Genomic DNA, 15,757 nt, shown 5'->3' with positions numbered 1-15,757 from the left:
CAGGGTTTTTTGCGTTTTCAGACCTGCAAAAAAACACTTTCTCAGTTACACGCGTTACACCTAAACCTCTTGCGCATCACATTTACCGCAGCACAACCGCGATAACGTTTCGTTGTCGCGGATGAAATGCTTTACTCATTGTTTTAACGCTGCTTATCAGCAGGGAACTTGAGGTAAAGCATGGCAGAATTTAATTCGCGCCCATCCCGAAATGGGGCAGAAAAGTCGGGGATCAGCAAGAAACGCGTCTGGGCGATCGTCGGCGCGTCGTCGGGTAATCTGGTCGAATGGTTCGACTTCTACGTCTACTCATTCTTCTCACTCTATTTTGCGCATATCTTCTTTCCCAAAGGCGATCCCACCACGCAGCTGCTGCAAACCGCGGGGGTATTCGCCGCAGGATTTCTAATGCGTCCTGTCGGCGGCTGGCTGTTTGGCTATATCGGCGATCGGCACGGACGTAAAAAATCGATGCTTATTTCGGTGTGCATGATGTGCTTCGGCTCGCTGGTCATCGCCTGCCTGCCTGGCTATGGCACTATCGGCATCGCGGCCCCGGCGATCCTGCTGCTGGCGCGCATGTTTCAGGGACTGTCGGTAGGCGGCGAATATGGCACCAGCGCAACCTATATGAGCGAGGTGGCGCTCGAAGGGCGCAAAGGTTTTTACGCATCCTTTCAGTACGTTACGCTTATCGGCGGCCAGCTGCTGGCGGTGCTGACGGTGGTGGTGCTGCAGTTTATTCTCAGCGAAGAGGATCTGCGCAGCTGGGGCTGGCGTATCCCCTTTTTCCTCGGCGCAATCCTGGCGGTTGTGGCTCTCTGGCTGCGGCGATCGCTGCATGAAACCTCAGATAATCAGAGCCGCCATCATAAAGACGCCGGCAGCATCACCGGACTGCTGCGCAACCATACGCGCGCTTTCCTGATGGTACTGGGTTTTACCGCAGGCGGCTCGCTGAGCTTCTACACCTTTACCACCTACATGCAAAAGTATCTGGTGAACACGGCGGGCATGGATGCGAAAAGCGCCAGCGGTCTGATGACTGCGGCGCTGCTGGTATTTATGCTGATACAGCCGGTTATCGGCGCGCTGTCTGATAAAATTGGCCGTCGGGGTTCGATGCTTATTTTCGGCGCGGGCGCCGCTGTCTGCACTGTTCCCATTCTCACCGCGCTGCAAAGCGTGCAAAGTCCGACTGTCGCTTTCTGCCTGATTATGCTGGCGCTGCTGATCACCAGCTTCTATACCGCCATTAGCGGCATCCTCAAGGCAGAGATGTTTCCGCCCGAGGTGCGTGCGCTTGGCGTCGGCTTATCCTATGCCGTAGCCAATGCGATTTTCGGCGGTTCAGCGGAGTATGTCGCGCTGCTAATGAAGCAGCAGGGGATTGAAACTACCTTCTTCTGGTATGTTTCGGCGATGGGCGCGCTGGCGTTTCTGGTATCGCTGCTGCTGCACAAGCGCGGCAAGGGCATTAAGCTGTAAAAGGAAGATGACGGAACAAGGCGAGCAGAAAACCAGCGCCTTTTGACAAAGAAGCGGTTACCTGCGGCGGTCAGCGCCGCAGGCAACGCATCAGAGAATACGGCTAATCAGACGGTCGATACGAATACGGCGCAGACGACGAATCAGCTTGCGCACCTTAGCCGGATAGTCGGAGATGCTTTCCAGATCGCGGAAATGCTTCACTACCTCAGTATGGGTGCGGATCAGCGCCAGCTCTTTTTCACGCTGTTCGGCGAGCTGCTGCAGCGGATCGTGGATCAGCACCGCATTTTCCAGATCGAGACGCCAGGCGCGCGGGTTGAGGTTATTGCCGGTAATCAGCATCCACTCGTCATCGACCCAAATGCCTTTCAGGTGATAGCTGTTCTCGCCATCCTTCCACAGACGCACCGCCAGCTGGCCGTTATCGACGTAGTACTGCAGGCGGCTCAGGAAGCGGCGCAGATTGATCTCATAGAGATAGGGCAGCGCGCCGATAATTTTAAACGGCTGTTCAGGCGGAATATAGAAGTCGTTGGCGGTTTTATCGCCGACGATAATCTCCACCTCTTTGCCCTCGCGCAGCAGATGAATAATGCTGCGCACCAGAATGGCCGGCAGGTTGAAGTACGGCGTACAGATGGTGAGCTTCTGCTCGGTGCAGGGCATCAGGTGAAAAATGGTTTTATTGAGCAGGCTGCGTTTGCCTAGCCCAACCAGCGGGGTCACGGTCAGCTCTTCGTTATGGCCATCGCCGGTGAACTGGTAGTTGAAGCCGCGCAGATCCTGGCGGAACTGGCGCGTCTCATTTTTGATTTCCGGGCTGGACGGACGCTCTTCGCGATCGAGGCGGTTGACCGCTTCCGACTGCTTAAGGTTGACGTTAATCCACTCATACATGGTGTCGGCCAGCTGCGGGTTGCGAATCAGCTGATAGCGGTCGTATCGATACTTATCGTGCTGATGCAGGTAAACGTCGTTAATACTGGCGCCGCTGTAGAGCAGCGTATCGTCAATAATAAAGCCTTTCAGATGCAGCACGCCGAGCGCTTCGCGCGTATTGACCGGGATCCCGTAAACCGGAATGGCGATATCCGCATGCTGCGTCGCCATCTCGCAATACCAGTCGGCATTAGTGACGCCGCGCGCCGCGCCGATGCGTCCGCGCTGGGCGCGATGCCAGTCGACCAGAATGCTGACATCCAGCTCAGGACGCGCGCGTTTCGCCGCATAGAGCGCATCCATCACCGCGCGACCGGCATCGTCGTTTTCCATGTAGAGCGCGACGATGCAGATACGGTGCTGCGCCGCCGCGATCTTTTCCAGCAGCGTGCGACGGAAGTCGGCTGGCGAGTAGAGCGTTGTCACGTCCGCAGGGGACTGTGACAGCTTCGGCAACTGTGCGAGGTGTTGTTGATGCTTATTGCGTTTGAATTTAGTCAGCATCGCAGTGCGCTTCTTCTCGTTTCATTGCATGGCCTTTTGCCATCAAATCAGGGTCATAACGGTAAATAATAACATCAACCTGGTGTGGTCGGCCATTTTTTACCTTTCTCTACAAGGTTAGCTGATGTCCCTGTGTAAGGGTAAATTGAGGCTGACGATACCTTCATCGAGCTGAACCTCCACCCCAAACCCCAGCTTGCGCGCCAGGGTAATCATGCCGCGGTTATGCGGCATGGTGATCCCGTTGAGCTGCTGCAGGCCATGATCGCGGGTATAGCGGATCATTTTTTCCAGCAGCCGCCGTCCCATGCCGAGCCCTTTTAAATCGGATCGCACCAGCACGGAAAACTCGGCGTCAATGTTGTCGGCGTCGGAAATCGCGCGGGTGACGCCAATAATCTCGCTGCTCTCCTGCTGCTGACGCACCGCGACGAAGGCCATTTCGCGGTCATAGTCGATCTGCGTCATATTAGCGAGATCCTCATGGGTGAACTCGTTGATCTCGCTGAAGTAACGGTAGTAGAGATCCTCTTTGGTGACCTGTGCGATAAAGGCGCGCAGCAGCGGCTCATCTTCCGGCAGAATAGGGCGGAACAAGCAGCTCTGGCCATCTTTCAGCGTCACCCGCTCTTCAAGCTGCTGCGGATAGGGACGTATCGCCAGCCGCGCTTCGTTGTCGCCGCTGAACGGCGCCAGATCGAGGGTGACGTCCAGCAGGGTAAATTCGCTGCCTGCCGCCAGCAGCGGATGGATATCGAGCCGCTGGATCTCCGGGCAGTCCACCACCAGGTTGGAGACCTGCACCAGCAGCTGGCTGAGCGCAGGAATATCCAGCGTATCGAGCCCGCCGCGACTGCGGATCTTGCCGCTTTTGATCGCCTGAATCACCAGATAGCGCGCCAGCGTCATATTCAGCGGCGGCAGCGCCACCGCTGCCTGTTTGTCCGCCTGCCACTCTACGCCGCCTTCGCCCAGCAAAATCACCGGACCAAACAGCGCATCCTGCTGCACCACGACGCGCAGCTCCTGCGCCCCGGCGCGGTTCGCCATGCTCTGTACCAGCAGCCCTTCGATGCGCGCCTGCGGCAGCGTCTGTTTTACCCGATCGACGATCGCCTCGGCCGCCTGCTGCACTTCCGCGGCGTTGCGCAGATAGAGCATCACGCCCTGCACCTCTGATTTATGCGCGATATCGGGCGAGCGCAGCTTGAGCGCTACGGGATAGCCGATACGTTCGGCGATAGCGGCCGCATCAAGGCTGTCGCTGGCAATCCAGGTCGGCAGCGTCGCCAGCCCGTACGCCTGCAGCACTGGCTGCACCTCATGGGTGTCGAGCGTGGTGACGCCCTTCGCCAGCGCCTGCGACAAGAGCTGATGCGCCTGGGCGCTGTCCTGCGTCAGGCTGGCGGGCAGCGCCGGGGTTTCACGCAGCTGTTTCTGATTGCGGCGGTACTCTACCTGATGCATAAACGCCGTGACCGTGCCTTCCGGGGTACGCCAGGTGGGAATGCCCGCCTGAGTAAAGGCGCGCCGCGCCGCCTGCGAGGAGAACTCGCCGCACCAGTTGGTCAGCAGTGTTACCTGTTTACCGCGCGGATGGGCGGCGATGGCCTGAATGATCTGCTGCGCCGATTCGGTGGCGGGCGCCACCGCGCTGGGCGCATGGATAATCATCAGCGCATCGAGCTCGTGGCTGCCCAGCAGAATATTCAGGCAGTCGACATAGCGCTGCGGCGTAGCGTCATCTTTCAGGTCGAGCGGATTGCCGCGTCCCACGCCTTCCGGCAGCAGCGTGGCCAGCGCCGCCAGCGTCACTTCGCTCAGCACAGCGAGCTTGCCGTTGCGCGCATAGAGCTCGTCCAGCGCCAGCGCGGCAGGCGCGGCGCCGTTGCTGAGGATCATCAGCCTGTCGCCGCGCAGCGGGCGCATATGGCTGAGCGATTCCACGGCGGTGAAGAGTTCGTGAGTATCCTGTACGCGCAGCAGGCCGGCGCGCTGGATCGCCGCATCCCAGGCGGCGTCCAGCCCGCTGTGGGTGCCGAGCAGCGCCTGCGCCTGATGGCTGCGGCCGCTTTTGATCACCAGAATAGGTTTATTGCGCGAGGCGCTGCGCGAGGCGGAGACAAAGCGCCGCGCGTCGCTCAGGTGTTCGAGATAGAGCAGAATGGCGCTGGTTTTACCGTCGCGCGCCAGAAAATCGAGCAGATCGTCAACGTCGGTATCCAGGCTGTCGCCCAGCGCGATAAACCAGGAGAAACCCAGACTGCGCTGCTGCGCCCAGTCGAGGATGGTATTGGAAACCGCCGCCGACTGAGAGATAAAGGCGATGCGTCCTTTTTCTATCGGCACCGGCGAAAAGCTGGCGTTGAGGCCCTGCCAGGGCGCAAGCAGTCCAAGGCTGTTGGGGCCGAGCAGGCGAATCTGCCACTGCGCGGCGCAGCTTTTGAGCTCGTCCAGCTGGCTGGCGGGCGCGGAGAGGATAATACAGGCCTTGCACCCTTTTTCGCCCAGCTGCTGCAGCAGCTCGAGGTTGCGTTTCGCATGGGTGCAGATCACCGCCAGGTCGGGCGCGAACGGCAGGCTGTCGATGGTGGGCCAGGCGAGCACGCCGCTGACGGCTTTATACTTAGGCGTCACCGGCAGCACCGGGCCGCTAAAACCGCCCGCCAGCAAATTGCGCATCATAAAGTGACCAGCACGTCCCGGCCTGTCCGAGGCGCCGATCACCGCAATGGATTTAGGTCGTAACAGCGCTTCCAGTCCCCGTTGGCTCATCCCACTCTCCCGAAGTCGACTGGCATGATTGTAATCGCTTTTAACGCGGTTTGCCGGTTCAGCGATCGCAGGGTGAGAGCCGCGCCGGTATTTCCGTCGCGCAGGCGCGCTACAGGCTTTCGGCGATGACGCTCTGATGGGAGGGATGATGCGGTTTGCCCGCCAGGTAAGCGTGGCGGAAATGTTCGAAGTGCTGTCGCAACGCCTGCGCCGCCGCCAGATCGCCCGCCTGCTCCAGCAGCGCCGCGGCGACTTCGGCGGTGCAGTGCTGGCCTTCGCCATGGGCTTCGCGCAGGGTATAGCGCGACGGCGCGGTGACGTTGAGCGACATCACCGGCAGCGCATCGAGCCAGGGGCTTTTGCGAAACATTTTGCGCGCTTCGGTCCAGGTGCCGTCGAGCATAATAAACAGCGGCGGCTTGCCGCTCAGCGGCGGCGCGGTGAGCACCTCGCGGCCGGGATCGGCATAGGAGGCGGGGAATACCACCATCGGCTGATAGTCGGGATGCGCCACGGCGCTAAGCAGCGCCGGATCGGGCTCGGTGCGCGACCAGCCGAACGCGTCGGTCTGCGGCAGGATATCGGCAATCAGCCGCCCGGTGTTGCTGGGCTTCATCGGCTCGGTATCGAACATCACCAGGCAAAAGCGGCTGCGCGCGCTTTGCGGTTGAATAGTGGCGCACAGGCAGTTTTTCTGCGGCAGCAAGCAGCGCTGACAGCGCACGACGCGGTTGCCTCGGGCGAGAAAAGGGCGAGTGGCGCGGGCAAGACGTTGCGCACGCAGGCGAAGAACGGCGTTATCAGTCATGGCTTAGCAAGAAAAGTAAAACGCTAGTGTAATCGAAGCGCAGGCGAAAAGAAAAAGGCCAGCGCGGCTGGCCTGAGAATGGGGAGAAACGGTCTGAAAAGACTTACAGCGATTCATCCAGCCATTCGTTGAAAGGCGCCTTCGGCATCGCGCCGTTCAGCATGTCCACCATCTCGCCTTTTTTAAAGATCATAATGGTCGGAATGCTGCGGATGCGAAAACGCGCGCTCAGCGAGGGTTCCGCTTCGGTGTTCACCTTGATGAAACGCACCTGGCCGCTGCGCTCCTGCGCTACCTCTTTAAACACCGGCGCGAAGTTAACGCAGGGGCCGCACCAGGGCGCCCAGAAATCGACCACGACCGGCAGATCGTCCTGCAGATATTTATCCAGCGTATCGGCGGTCGCGTTAGCCACTTCGCCATTAAACAGATCGCTGCCGCAGCGGCCGCATTTCGCTCCATCGGCGACGCGCTCGGGAGGAACGCGATTGGTTGCCTGACAGGAAGCACATACCGTATTCATAATTACCTCAAAGGGTTTGCAGGTGCCATTCTTGTAAATATTGCCCATTATGAGAAGGTTGCGAACCGCCCTCAAACTGGATTGTCCAATAGGTTCAATAGTTGATAGCTAAGCGCTAATACATCAGGTAATCTGCGCGCTCTCAATGCAGGAGGAACAGATGAACGACGAATTTAAAGGCAAAAGTGGCAAGGTAAAAGTGATGTACGTGCGAGATGAGGGCGAGTCAGGCTCACGCGCGCCGAATCCGCGTACCGGTAAAGGGGGTGGCCGCCCAGCCCGTCAGGAAGATTCTCGTCGTTCTTCTGGCCCAGGCCGCCGCAGCGAAGAGGGCGGCAGCCGCAAGCCGCGCAGCGATGAAGGCAGCCGTGGTCCTCGCCGTGATGAAGGCAGCCGTGGTCCTCGCCGTGATGAAGGCAGCCGTCGTCCTCGCAGCGATGAAGGCAGTAGCCGTCCTCGCAGCGACGAAGCCTTCTCGCCCTGGCGCACCGTTTCGCGTCCGCCGAGCGAGCGCGCGTCGGTAGAAGAGAAACAGCCGGAGCAGGGCGGCAAAGTCGCTATCGATCCGGAAGTGATCCGTCGTCAGCGTCAGGAAGAGACGCGCGTCTACGGCGAGAACGCCTGTCAGGCGCTGTTCCAGAGCCGCCCCGAAGCGATCGTGCGCGCCTGGTTCGTGCAGAGCGTAACGCCGCGTTTCCGCGAAGCGCTGCGCTGGCTGGCGGCGAACCGCAAAGCCTATCACGTCGTTGAGGATGCCGAGCTGGCGAAGGCCTCCGGCACCGAACACCACGGCGGCGTCTGCTTTATTATCAAAAAACGCATGGGCATGGCGGTCAGCGAGTGGCTGAGCCAGGCCGGTGAAAAAGATTGCGTGCTGGCGCTGGAAGATGTCAGCAACCCGCACAACCTGGGCGGCATTATGCGCAGCTGCGCGCATTTCGGCGTGAAAGGTTTGCTGGTGAACGACGCCTCGCTGCTGGAATCGGGCGCGGCGGTGCGTACCGCTGAAGGCGGCGCAGAACATGTTCAGGCGATCAGCGGCGAAAGCTTTGCCGCCGGTCTGGAAGCGTTCCGCAAGGCGGGCTATACCATTGTCACCACTTCTAGCCATGAAGGCACGCCGCTGGCGAAAGCCGAGCTGCCAGCGAAGATGGTGCTGGTGCTGGGGCAGGAGAGCGAAGGCCTGTCCGACAGCGCGTTCCAGCAGGGCGATATCAGCCTGTCGATTGGCGGCACCGGCAACGTCGAAAGTCTTAACGTCTCGGTGGCTACCGGCATACTGCTTTCCGAATGGTGGCGCCAGAACGCATAAAAAAAACGGGCCGAAAGGCCCGTTTTTGTTTCTGTCCTTGTAAGGCTTTGCGCTTCTGCCTGTACCACCCACTTTTTCATGTCAGCGCTGTTTACCAACGTCTTAAACTAGTGCGCGCCGCCGCCGCCGCCGCTGCCGGAACCAAACGGCGGACGGGCAAACCAGATCAGCACCAGCAGAATCAAAAACACGCCGGCCGAGGCCCAGAAGATCTCGTTGGCGGAGATAATCAACCCCTGATTGGTGATCTGCTGCGCGATATAGGCTGATGCCTGCTGATGGCTCATCCCCATGCCTTCCAGCTGCGTATACATCTGCTGCGCATTGGGGTTGTAGGGCGTAATCGACTCGGTAAAGGTGCTGTGGTGCATCGATTCCCGGTTAGTCCACATAGTGGTGGTAATCGAAGTGCCGATCGAGCCCGCCAGCGTACGCACGAAGTTCGACAGGCTCGACGCTGCCGCCAGCCGCTCAGGCGCCAGTCCCGAAAGGGTAATGGTAGTGAGCGGCATAAAGAAGCAGGCGACCGCAAAGCCCTGGATAAACTGCGGCCAGGCCGACGCGCCAAAGTCCATCGAGGGTTCGAAGGTATAGGCGCGCCAGTAGAAGCAGACGGCGTACATGATAAAGCTGAAGGTCACCAGCCGACGCATATCCAGCTTGTGGGCGAAGCGGCCGATAATCGGCGACAGGATCACCGGAATAATCCCTACCGGCGCGGACGCCAGACCGGCCCAGGTCGCCGTGTAGCCGTATACCTCCTGCAATAACTGCGGCAGCAGAACGATCGAGCCGAAGTAGAGCATATAGGCCAGGCTAATAGAGAGGCAGCCGATAGTGAAGTTGCGCGACTTAAACAGCGCCAGATCGACAATCGGGTGATCGTCGGTTAGCTCCCACACCAGCAGCACCGCCAGCGACACCACGGCGACCACCGTCAGCACCACAATCTCGGTGGAGTTAAACCAGTCAAGCTCTTTACCGCGGTCCAGCATCACCTGCAGACAGCCGATGCCCACTACCAGCAGCACCAGACCCACCACGTCGATAGGGCGAACCTCGGTGCGGGTTTCGCGGCCGCGCAGCGTCTGCAGCGTCAGCATCACCACCACCGCGCCGATCGGCACGTTGATAAAGAAGATCCAGCCCCAGTGGTAGTTATCGCTGATCCAGCCGCCGAGAATCGGCCCGCAGATGGGCGCGACGATCACCGTCATCGCCCATAGCGAGAGGGCGATGCTGCGCTTGGCAGGCGGATAGTTGCTGAGCAGCAGGCTCTGGGAGAGCGGAATCAGCGGACCGGCCACCACGCCCTGCAGGACGCGGAAGAAAATCAGCATCTCCAGGCTTTCCGACATGCCGCACGCCCAGGAGGCGATAGCGAACAGAATGGTCGCCCAGGTAAAGAGCTTCACCTCGCCAACGCGCTTCGCCAGCCAGCCCGTAATCGGAATGGAGATGGCGTTCGCCACCCCAAACGAGGTAATGACCCATGTGCCCTGTGAGTTGGAAGCGCCCAGATTGCCTGCGATGGTCGGAATCGCCACGTTAGCGATGGTCGAATCCAGCACCTGCATAAAGGTCGCCAACGACAGCGCGATGGTCATCAGGACCAGCGGCGCGCCTTCTAGCGGTTTTTGTGCCATGACAGCCTCCGCGTGATCATCCGGCGTTGGCGCGAACGATATCAGTGATCAGCTGGTTCACCGGCGCCAGATCGATCGCCAGCGCATTGCTGCTATAGGCGGCCTGCTGACGAACGCTGGTGGCGAGGGCGCTGCCGTCTTTATTGGTGGTGTCGACTTTCACCAGCGTCGACAGACCAATACGCAGCGGATGCTTCGCGATATCGTCCTGATTAAGCTCGATACGCACCGGCAGACGCTGAACCACTTTGATCCAGTTGCCGGTGGCGTTCTGCGCAGGCAGCAGCGAGAAGGCGCTGCCGGTGCCCATATCCAGACCGACCACTTTGCCTTGATAGACCACGTCGTCGCCATAGATATCGGCCACCACCGTCGCGTCCTGTCCGATGCGCACGCCGGCCAGCTGCGTCTCTTTGAAGTTAGCGTCGATCCACAGATTGGTGGCGGGCACCACCGCCATCAGCGGCGTGCTGGTGCTGATTTGCGAGCCGACCTGTACGCTGCGGCGCGACACGTAGCCATCCATCGGGCTGCGAATATCGGTACGCTGCAGCGCCAGCCAGGCGTCGCGCAGTTCCGCGGCGGCCTGTTTTACCGCCGGCTGCTCGTCCAGCGAGGTATTAAGGATCATCGCCTGATTGGCGTTGTACTGCTGCACCGCTACGTCGAGCTGCGCTTTCGCGGTAGCGACCGCGTCACGCGAGTGCTGCAGCTCTTCACGGCCGATCAGGTTAGACGCCCCCAGCGGCTCGCGGCGTTTCAGATCCGCTTCCGCCTGCGCCAGCGCAGTTTGCTGTAGCGCGATGCTCGCCTGGTACTGCTTCGCGTTGATCATCAGCTGATGGGTCTGACGCACGCTGGTGGCCAGCGCGGTCTGCGCTTTTTCAAACGCCTGCTCGGCGTCGGTTTTATCCAGCGAAACCAGCACGTCGCCTTTCTTCACGAAATCGGTATCGTCGAACCAGACCTTGTTAACGCTGCCCGACACCTGCGCCATGACCTGCACCTGATTTCCGGCCACGTAAGCGTCGTCTGTTTCCTGGAAATGCCGCAGCACCAGGAACCAGTAAACGCCCCAGGCAATGCCAGCCAGCACAAAAAGCAGCGCCAGCAGAATCAGCACTTTTTTACGCGTCTTCTTTTTTTGGGCTGGCTGTTGCGGGCTTTGCGCCTCCGCTGTTGCACTCATCTCTGTCTCCAACTGTTTCATATGCCGGGGCGCGATTGTCCCTTTTCACGGAGCCCGAGTCGAAAAAAGCCAGCGACAAGGCGCTGGCCGGATAAAAGGGGATTAAAATAACGGTTTCGACAGGTGATTGTGTCGCAGTTCTTGCTATTAGCGAGAGAGGGAGGCGATGACCTGGTCTTCGTCCATTTTGTCGAGACGATTGAGCAATTTACGCGTGATGCCTTCCAGCTGCGATTTCTCGTCGTTCGACAGCGAAGACCAGAGATATTGCAGGCTCTGATGCTGAGGCGGCAGCAGCTGACGCAGGAACTCATTCCCTTTTTCGGTGAGATGCAGATGGAGGCAGCGACGATCGTTATCACTCTCGCGACGCTCGATCCAGCCGCGTTTCTCCAGTTCATCGGCGATGCGCGTGGCGTTGGTGCGTGAAGAACCCAGCGCGGCGCTCAGCTCGGAGGGCTGAATGCTCTGGTTTTCCTGCGCATCCAGCGTAATCAACGCCATAAATAAGGTTTCGTTAATTCCCTGCGCCTTTAACATCTTATTGCGATTTTCCAGCAGCTTTCCCTGCATGTGCATGCACAGACGCGTCAGAATGATTTCGTGCAGCGGGAAATCTTTGTGGCGATTTGCGCGGATGTTAAGCATCTGTTCAATGGGAGTAAACGAACTTTCCATTATAAAAAAACCTCACTAGTTGCAACTAATATAGTAACGATGGTGACAGATTAAGCGTAGTCATTTTTACTCCGCGCAATTGTTCAGAAGATCACACTGTCGTCATCAGGTGGTTCCAGGCCGCTCCCTGACCCTGGGCACGAAACCCTCGTCCACTGCTGCTTATCGCCGCAGGGCACGATATCTAAACGGGAAGAAACTTTTTGTTTGCTAAATAATTTCGCAAGAAAAAATAACTTGTGTGAATAGGTTTGTTGCTAACCATAACAAAACTAACCATTCGTGACCAGACTCAATCACATGTTTGGTATTTTATTTACTTACTTAAGTGGGTTTCGAAGCGGTAACCGCGCCACCAAATCAGCAGGTTGAGCAACGTCATTACTACGCCAGCGGCGCATACGCCGTACCAGCCGGCAAAGTGAAAGGCGTTGGCGGAGAGCACCGAACCAAACGCGCCGCCGATAAAATAGCTGGTCATATAGCCAGCGGTAAGGCGATTGCGCGCCTCGGGCATCTGACTATAGATCACGCTCTGATTGGTGATATGCACCCCCTGAACCGCCAGGTCGAGCAGCAGAATGCCGACAATCAGCGCGGCCAGAGAGTGCGCGCCCAGCGCGGTCATGCCCCAGGAGGCGAGCATAATCAGCAGGCCCAGCGTGGTGGTTAGCTTGGCTTTGCCCTTATCCGCCAGCGACCCGGCCTGACGCGCCGCCAGCGCGCCCGCCGCGCCGACCAGCCCCAGCAGGCCGATTTCTCCTTCAGAGTAACCGTAAGGCGGCGAGGCGAGCAGAAACGCCATCGACGTCCAGAGCACGCTAAAGTTGGCAAAAGAGAGACAGCCGGTCCAGGCGCGGGTACGAATCACGCGATTTGCCCGGTAGAGCTGGAAAATCGATTTCAGCAGCTGCGTATAGTTCAGCGACACCGTGGGCTTAACCTGCGGCAGAAAGCGCCACAGCGCCAGCGCCATCAGCACCATCAGGACGCTGGCGGTCCAGTAAACGGTGCGCCAGCCGCCCAGCTGCGCCAGCGCGCCCGCGACGGTACGCGCCAGCAGAATGCCGAGCAGCAGACCGCTCATTACCGTGCCGACGATTTTGCCGCGCTTCTCCGGCGGCGCCAGCGTCGCGGCAAGCGGCACCAGGATCTGCGCCACCACCGAGAACAGGCCAGTCAGCACCGTGCCCAGCAGCAGCAGCGTAAAAGAGGAGGAGGTGGCGGTCATCACCATGCCGCCCGCCGCCAGCAGGCTCATGCCGACGATCAGGGCGCGACGCTCAAGCATATCGCCAAGCGGCACCAGCAGCAGCAGACCGCAGGCGTAGCCAAGCTGCGCCGTGGTGACGATAAAGCCCGCCATGCTGACGGAGAGATTGAAGTTTTGGGCGACAGTATTAAGCAGCGGCTGCACATAGTAGTTGCTGGCCACAGAGAGACCTGTGGCGACAGACATCAGCAACACCAGCGCAGGCGTTAGCGTATGGCGATGAGCATTCATTTATCAGGAGCGCAGAGAGTAATAATCATAATCGGGTAATAGTAACCCAAAAAACTATTTCGCTGATGTGTAATTTGACAGGACGTACCAGTCGGTTCGGCAGAAAGAGAGGAGAGGAAAGGCAGAGGGGCAGCGCATACTGCCCCTGGAGTGAGTCGTGATTTATTTGGCGGCCGCGAGCGCGTCCTGAATCCAGCGATCGAACTGCTGCTGGTGGGCGTGGATCCAGCCGTCGACATGGCGGTTAATATCCGCTTCAGACGCCTGACCGGCATGCATCGCCGCATTTTCCGCATTGATATCGGTAATCGGCAGCTTCATCTCGGCAAACAGCGTCGCCGCCGCCGGGTTCTTCTCCGCCCAGTCTTTGTTAGCCACGATATGCATAGTATTGACCGGGAAACCGTAGTTGGCGCCGTTCGGCAGTTTGGTGTCGACCTTGCTCTGCGCGCCCGGCAGCGACGAGAACGGCACCTGCAGCCACACCACGTCGCGGCCCGGCTTCAGCACGTCGCTGAGCCAGTAGGGCGTCCAGGTATAGTAAAGGATCGGCTTGCCCTGCTTAAAGCGCGCCAGGGTATCGGCGACCATTGCCGAGTAGTTGCCCATATTGGCGGTCACGGTATCGCTCAAGCCGAACGCGGTATTCTGATGATTGATGACCGCTTCGCAGCCCCAGCCGGGCGTGCAGCCGGTCATATCCGCTTTGCCGTCGCCGTTGCTGTCGAACAGCTGGGCGATTTTCGGGTCTTTCAGCTGCGCGATATTGGTGATGTGATACTGCTCGGCGGTCTTCTTGTCGATCAGATAACCCTGCGCCGCGCCAGAGACGTAGGTGCCTGCGCGGTAGAACTTCTTGTCGCCGCCTGCGGCGTTGTACATATCGTCATGCAGCGGCTGCCAGTTGGTGGCGACAAAGGTCAGGTCGCCGGCGGCGATAGAGGTGTAGGCGACGTTGTAGTCAATTTCGCTCGGCTTTTCGACGGTGTAGCCCAGCTTTTCCAGCGCGCGGCTCACCAGCAGCGTCTGGAAGCCCTCTTCGGCGATGGTGCTCTGCGCGGGCTTAACGGTCACGCCTTTGCCCGGCAGATCGGCGGCGGAAGCCTGGGAAAAGGCGAACGTGGTCAGCACGGCGGCGAGGAGAGGTGCGGTCTTGCGCATAGTTATTCCTTATTGTCGGCGTTGCGAGGCGGGCGGCCGCGACGGGCCGCCCGAAAAAATCAGGATTTGCGGAAAGGGCGCGTCAGCAGGCCGATTGGGCCGGTATGGCTCCAGCGGCGGCTGCCGCGGCTGCGGCCGTCGCGACCCACGGACTGAGTGAGACGGTCAAGGATAATGGCAAGGATTACGATGCCGACGCCGCCCACGGTAGCCAGTCCCATATCGAGACGACCGATACCGCGCAGCACCATCTGGCCGAGCCCGCCGACGGCGATCATCGAGGCGATCACCACCATCGACAGCGCCAGCATCAGCGTCTGGTTGACGCCTGCCATAATGGTCGGCATCGCCAGCGGCAGCTGCACTTTAAACAGCATCTGACGCGGGCTGGCGCCGAAGGACTCGCTGGCCTCGATCAGATCGGCAGGCACCTGCTTGATGCCGAGGATCGTCAGGCGCACCATCGGCGGCAGGGCAAAAATAATGGTCACTACTACGCCGGGCACGTTGCCGATGCCGAACAGCATGACGATCGGCACCAGATAAACAAACGCCGGCGTGGTCTGCATCGCGTCCAGCAGCGGCCGGATGATACGGCTCGCACGCTCGCTGCGCGCCAGCCAGATGCCGAGCGGCAGCCCGATGACGATGCAGAACAGCAGCGCGGTCAGCACCAGCGCCAGCGTCACCATCGCCTGCGACCAGGCGCCGATCGCGCCGATCAGCACCAGCGAGATCAGCGTCGCGACGCCCATCGCCGGGCTGGCGATCTGCCACGCGATCAGGGCGAACACCACAATCGCTACCGGCGCAGGGAGGCTCTGCAGCAGCTGCTGAAAGGCGCTCAGGATATAGTCCACCGGCACGCGCACGCCCTGAAACAGCGGACGGAAGTGATTCACCACCCAGTCGATGCCTTCGGTCACCCAGCGATCCAGCGGGATCAGCGTTTTATGAAAGGGATCGAGCAGATTAAAATGCTCCGGCTGCGGCGCAGGCGCGCTGCTCAGCCAGTCGCTGCCGCTGGCGGCGGCATCATGGGCGGCGCCGCCGTCGGGCGTGCCCCAGGCGTCAGCGCCCTGGCTGGCTGGCGCGGCGTGCTGCGTGGCGGCATCCCCCGCACCGGACCAGGGATCGCTGCTCGCCTGCGCGGCGGCGTCGGTCTGAGGCGCGGCGCTCGCGCTATCCCACGGATTACTGTTCTGTTCACTCATGACGAAGCTCCCC

Annotated in this window: 12 protein-coding genes; 2 read left to right on the top strand and 10 right to left on the bottom strand. The window is 59.8% G+C overall.

Annotated features, from left to right (window positions below; translation table 11 throughout):
- The first annotated feature begins 180 nt into the window (after positions 1-180).
- Positions 181-1,488, top strand: coding sequence for an MFS family transporter (locus B3229_RS13225; RefSeq protein WP_286871398.1), 1,308 nt, complete (start codon positions 181-183; stop codon positions 1,486-1,488).
- Positions 1,489-1,578: 90 nt separating this feature from the next.
- Here B3229_RS13225 and pssA read toward each other — a convergent pair whose 3' ends face one another.
- From pssA to trxC, 4 genes are all read right to left on the bottom strand, one after another.
- A complete protein-coding gene (pssA, locus tag B3229_RS13220; RefSeq protein ID WP_048785074.1) occupies positions 1,579-2,934 on the bottom strand; it encodes a CDP-diacylglycerol--serine O-phosphatidyltransferase in 1,356 nt (451 codons plus the stop codon).
- 117 nt (positions 2,935-3,051) lie between these two features.
- On the bottom strand, positions 3,052-5,709 hold the full coding sequence (locus B3229_RS13215) for a bifunctional acetate--CoA ligase family protein/GNAT family N-acetyltransferase (RefSeq protein ID WP_286871396.1): 2,658 nt from the start codon (positions 5,707-5,709) through the stop codon (positions 3,052-3,054).
- A gap of 109 nt (positions 5,710-5,818) precedes the next feature.
- Positions 5,819-6,517, bottom strand: a complete 699-nt coding sequence (locus B3229_RS13210; protein ID WP_286871394.1) for a tRNA-uridine aminocarboxypropyltransferase — start codon at positions 6,515-6,517, stop codon at positions 5,819-5,821.
- A gap of 103 nt (positions 6,518-6,620) precedes the next feature.
- Positions 6,621-7,040, bottom strand: a complete 420-nt coding sequence (gene trxC / locus B3229_RS13205) for a thioredoxin TrxC (RefSeq protein ID WP_096073933.1) — start codon at positions 7,038-7,040, stop codon at positions 6,621-6,623.
- Positions 7,041-7,200: 160 nt separating this feature from the next.
- On the opposite strand from trxC, the gene B3229_RS13200 reads away from it, so the two are divergent.
- Entirely contained in the window at positions 7,201-8,352 is a 1,152-nt protein-coding gene (locus B3229_RS13200) for a tRNA/rRNA methyltransferase (RefSeq protein WP_286871393.1), read from the top strand.
- Positions 8,353-8,459: 107 nt separating this feature from the next.
- Here the strand turns inward: B3229_RS13200 and emrB are convergent, their stop codons facing one another.
- From emrB to proW, 6 genes are all read right to left on the bottom strand, one after another.
- On the bottom strand, positions 8,460-9,998 hold the full coding sequence (gene emrB / locus B3229_RS13195) for a multidrug efflux MFS transporter permease subunit EmrB (protein WP_286871391.1): 1,539 nt from the start codon (positions 9,996-9,998) through the stop codon (positions 8,460-8,462).
- A gap of 16 nt (positions 9,999-10,014) precedes the next feature.
- Positions 10,015-11,187, bottom strand: coding sequence for a multidrug efflux MFS transporter periplasmic adaptor subunit EmrA (emrA, locus tag B3229_RS13190; RefSeq protein WP_286871389.1), 1,173 nt, complete (start codon positions 11,185-11,187; stop codon positions 10,015-10,017).
- A 147-nt stretch (positions 11,188-11,334) separates the two neighbouring features.
- A complete protein-coding gene (mprA, locus tag B3229_RS13185) occupies positions 11,335-11,865 on the bottom strand; it encodes a transcriptional repressor MprA (RefSeq protein ID WP_033754123.1) in 531 nt (176 codons plus the stop codon).
- 316 nt (positions 11,866-12,181) lie between these two features.
- The gene (locus tag B3229_RS13180) at positions 12,182-13,369 is read right to left on the bottom strand and encodes an MFS transporter (RefSeq protein WP_286871387.1); all 1,188 of its coding nucleotides are present in this window, start codon (positions 13,367-13,369) and stop codon (positions 12,182-12,184) included.
- A 162-nt stretch (positions 13,370-13,531) separates the two neighbouring features.
- A complete protein-coding gene (gene proX / locus B3229_RS13175; protein ID WP_286871385.1) occupies positions 13,532-14,530 on the bottom strand; it encodes a glycine betaine/L-proline ABC transporter substrate-binding protein ProX in 999 nt (332 codons plus the stop codon).
- Between the two features lie 59 nt (positions 14,531-14,589).
- Complete coding sequence (gene proW / locus B3229_RS13170; RefSeq protein WP_286871384.1) at positions 14,590-15,744, bottom strand: glycine betaine/L-proline ABC transporter permease ProW; 1,155 nt, start codon at positions 15,742-15,744, stop codon at positions 14,590-14,592.
- Positions 15,745-15,757 lie beyond the last annotated feature (13 nt).

Source organism: Pantoea sp. UBA5035 (assembly GCF_002415245.1).
GTDB lineage: Bacteria > Pseudomonadota > Gammaproteobacteria > Enterobacterales > Enterobacteriaceae > Pantoea > Pantoea septica.
This window is presented reverse-complemented; position numbering and strand designations above follow the sequence as displayed.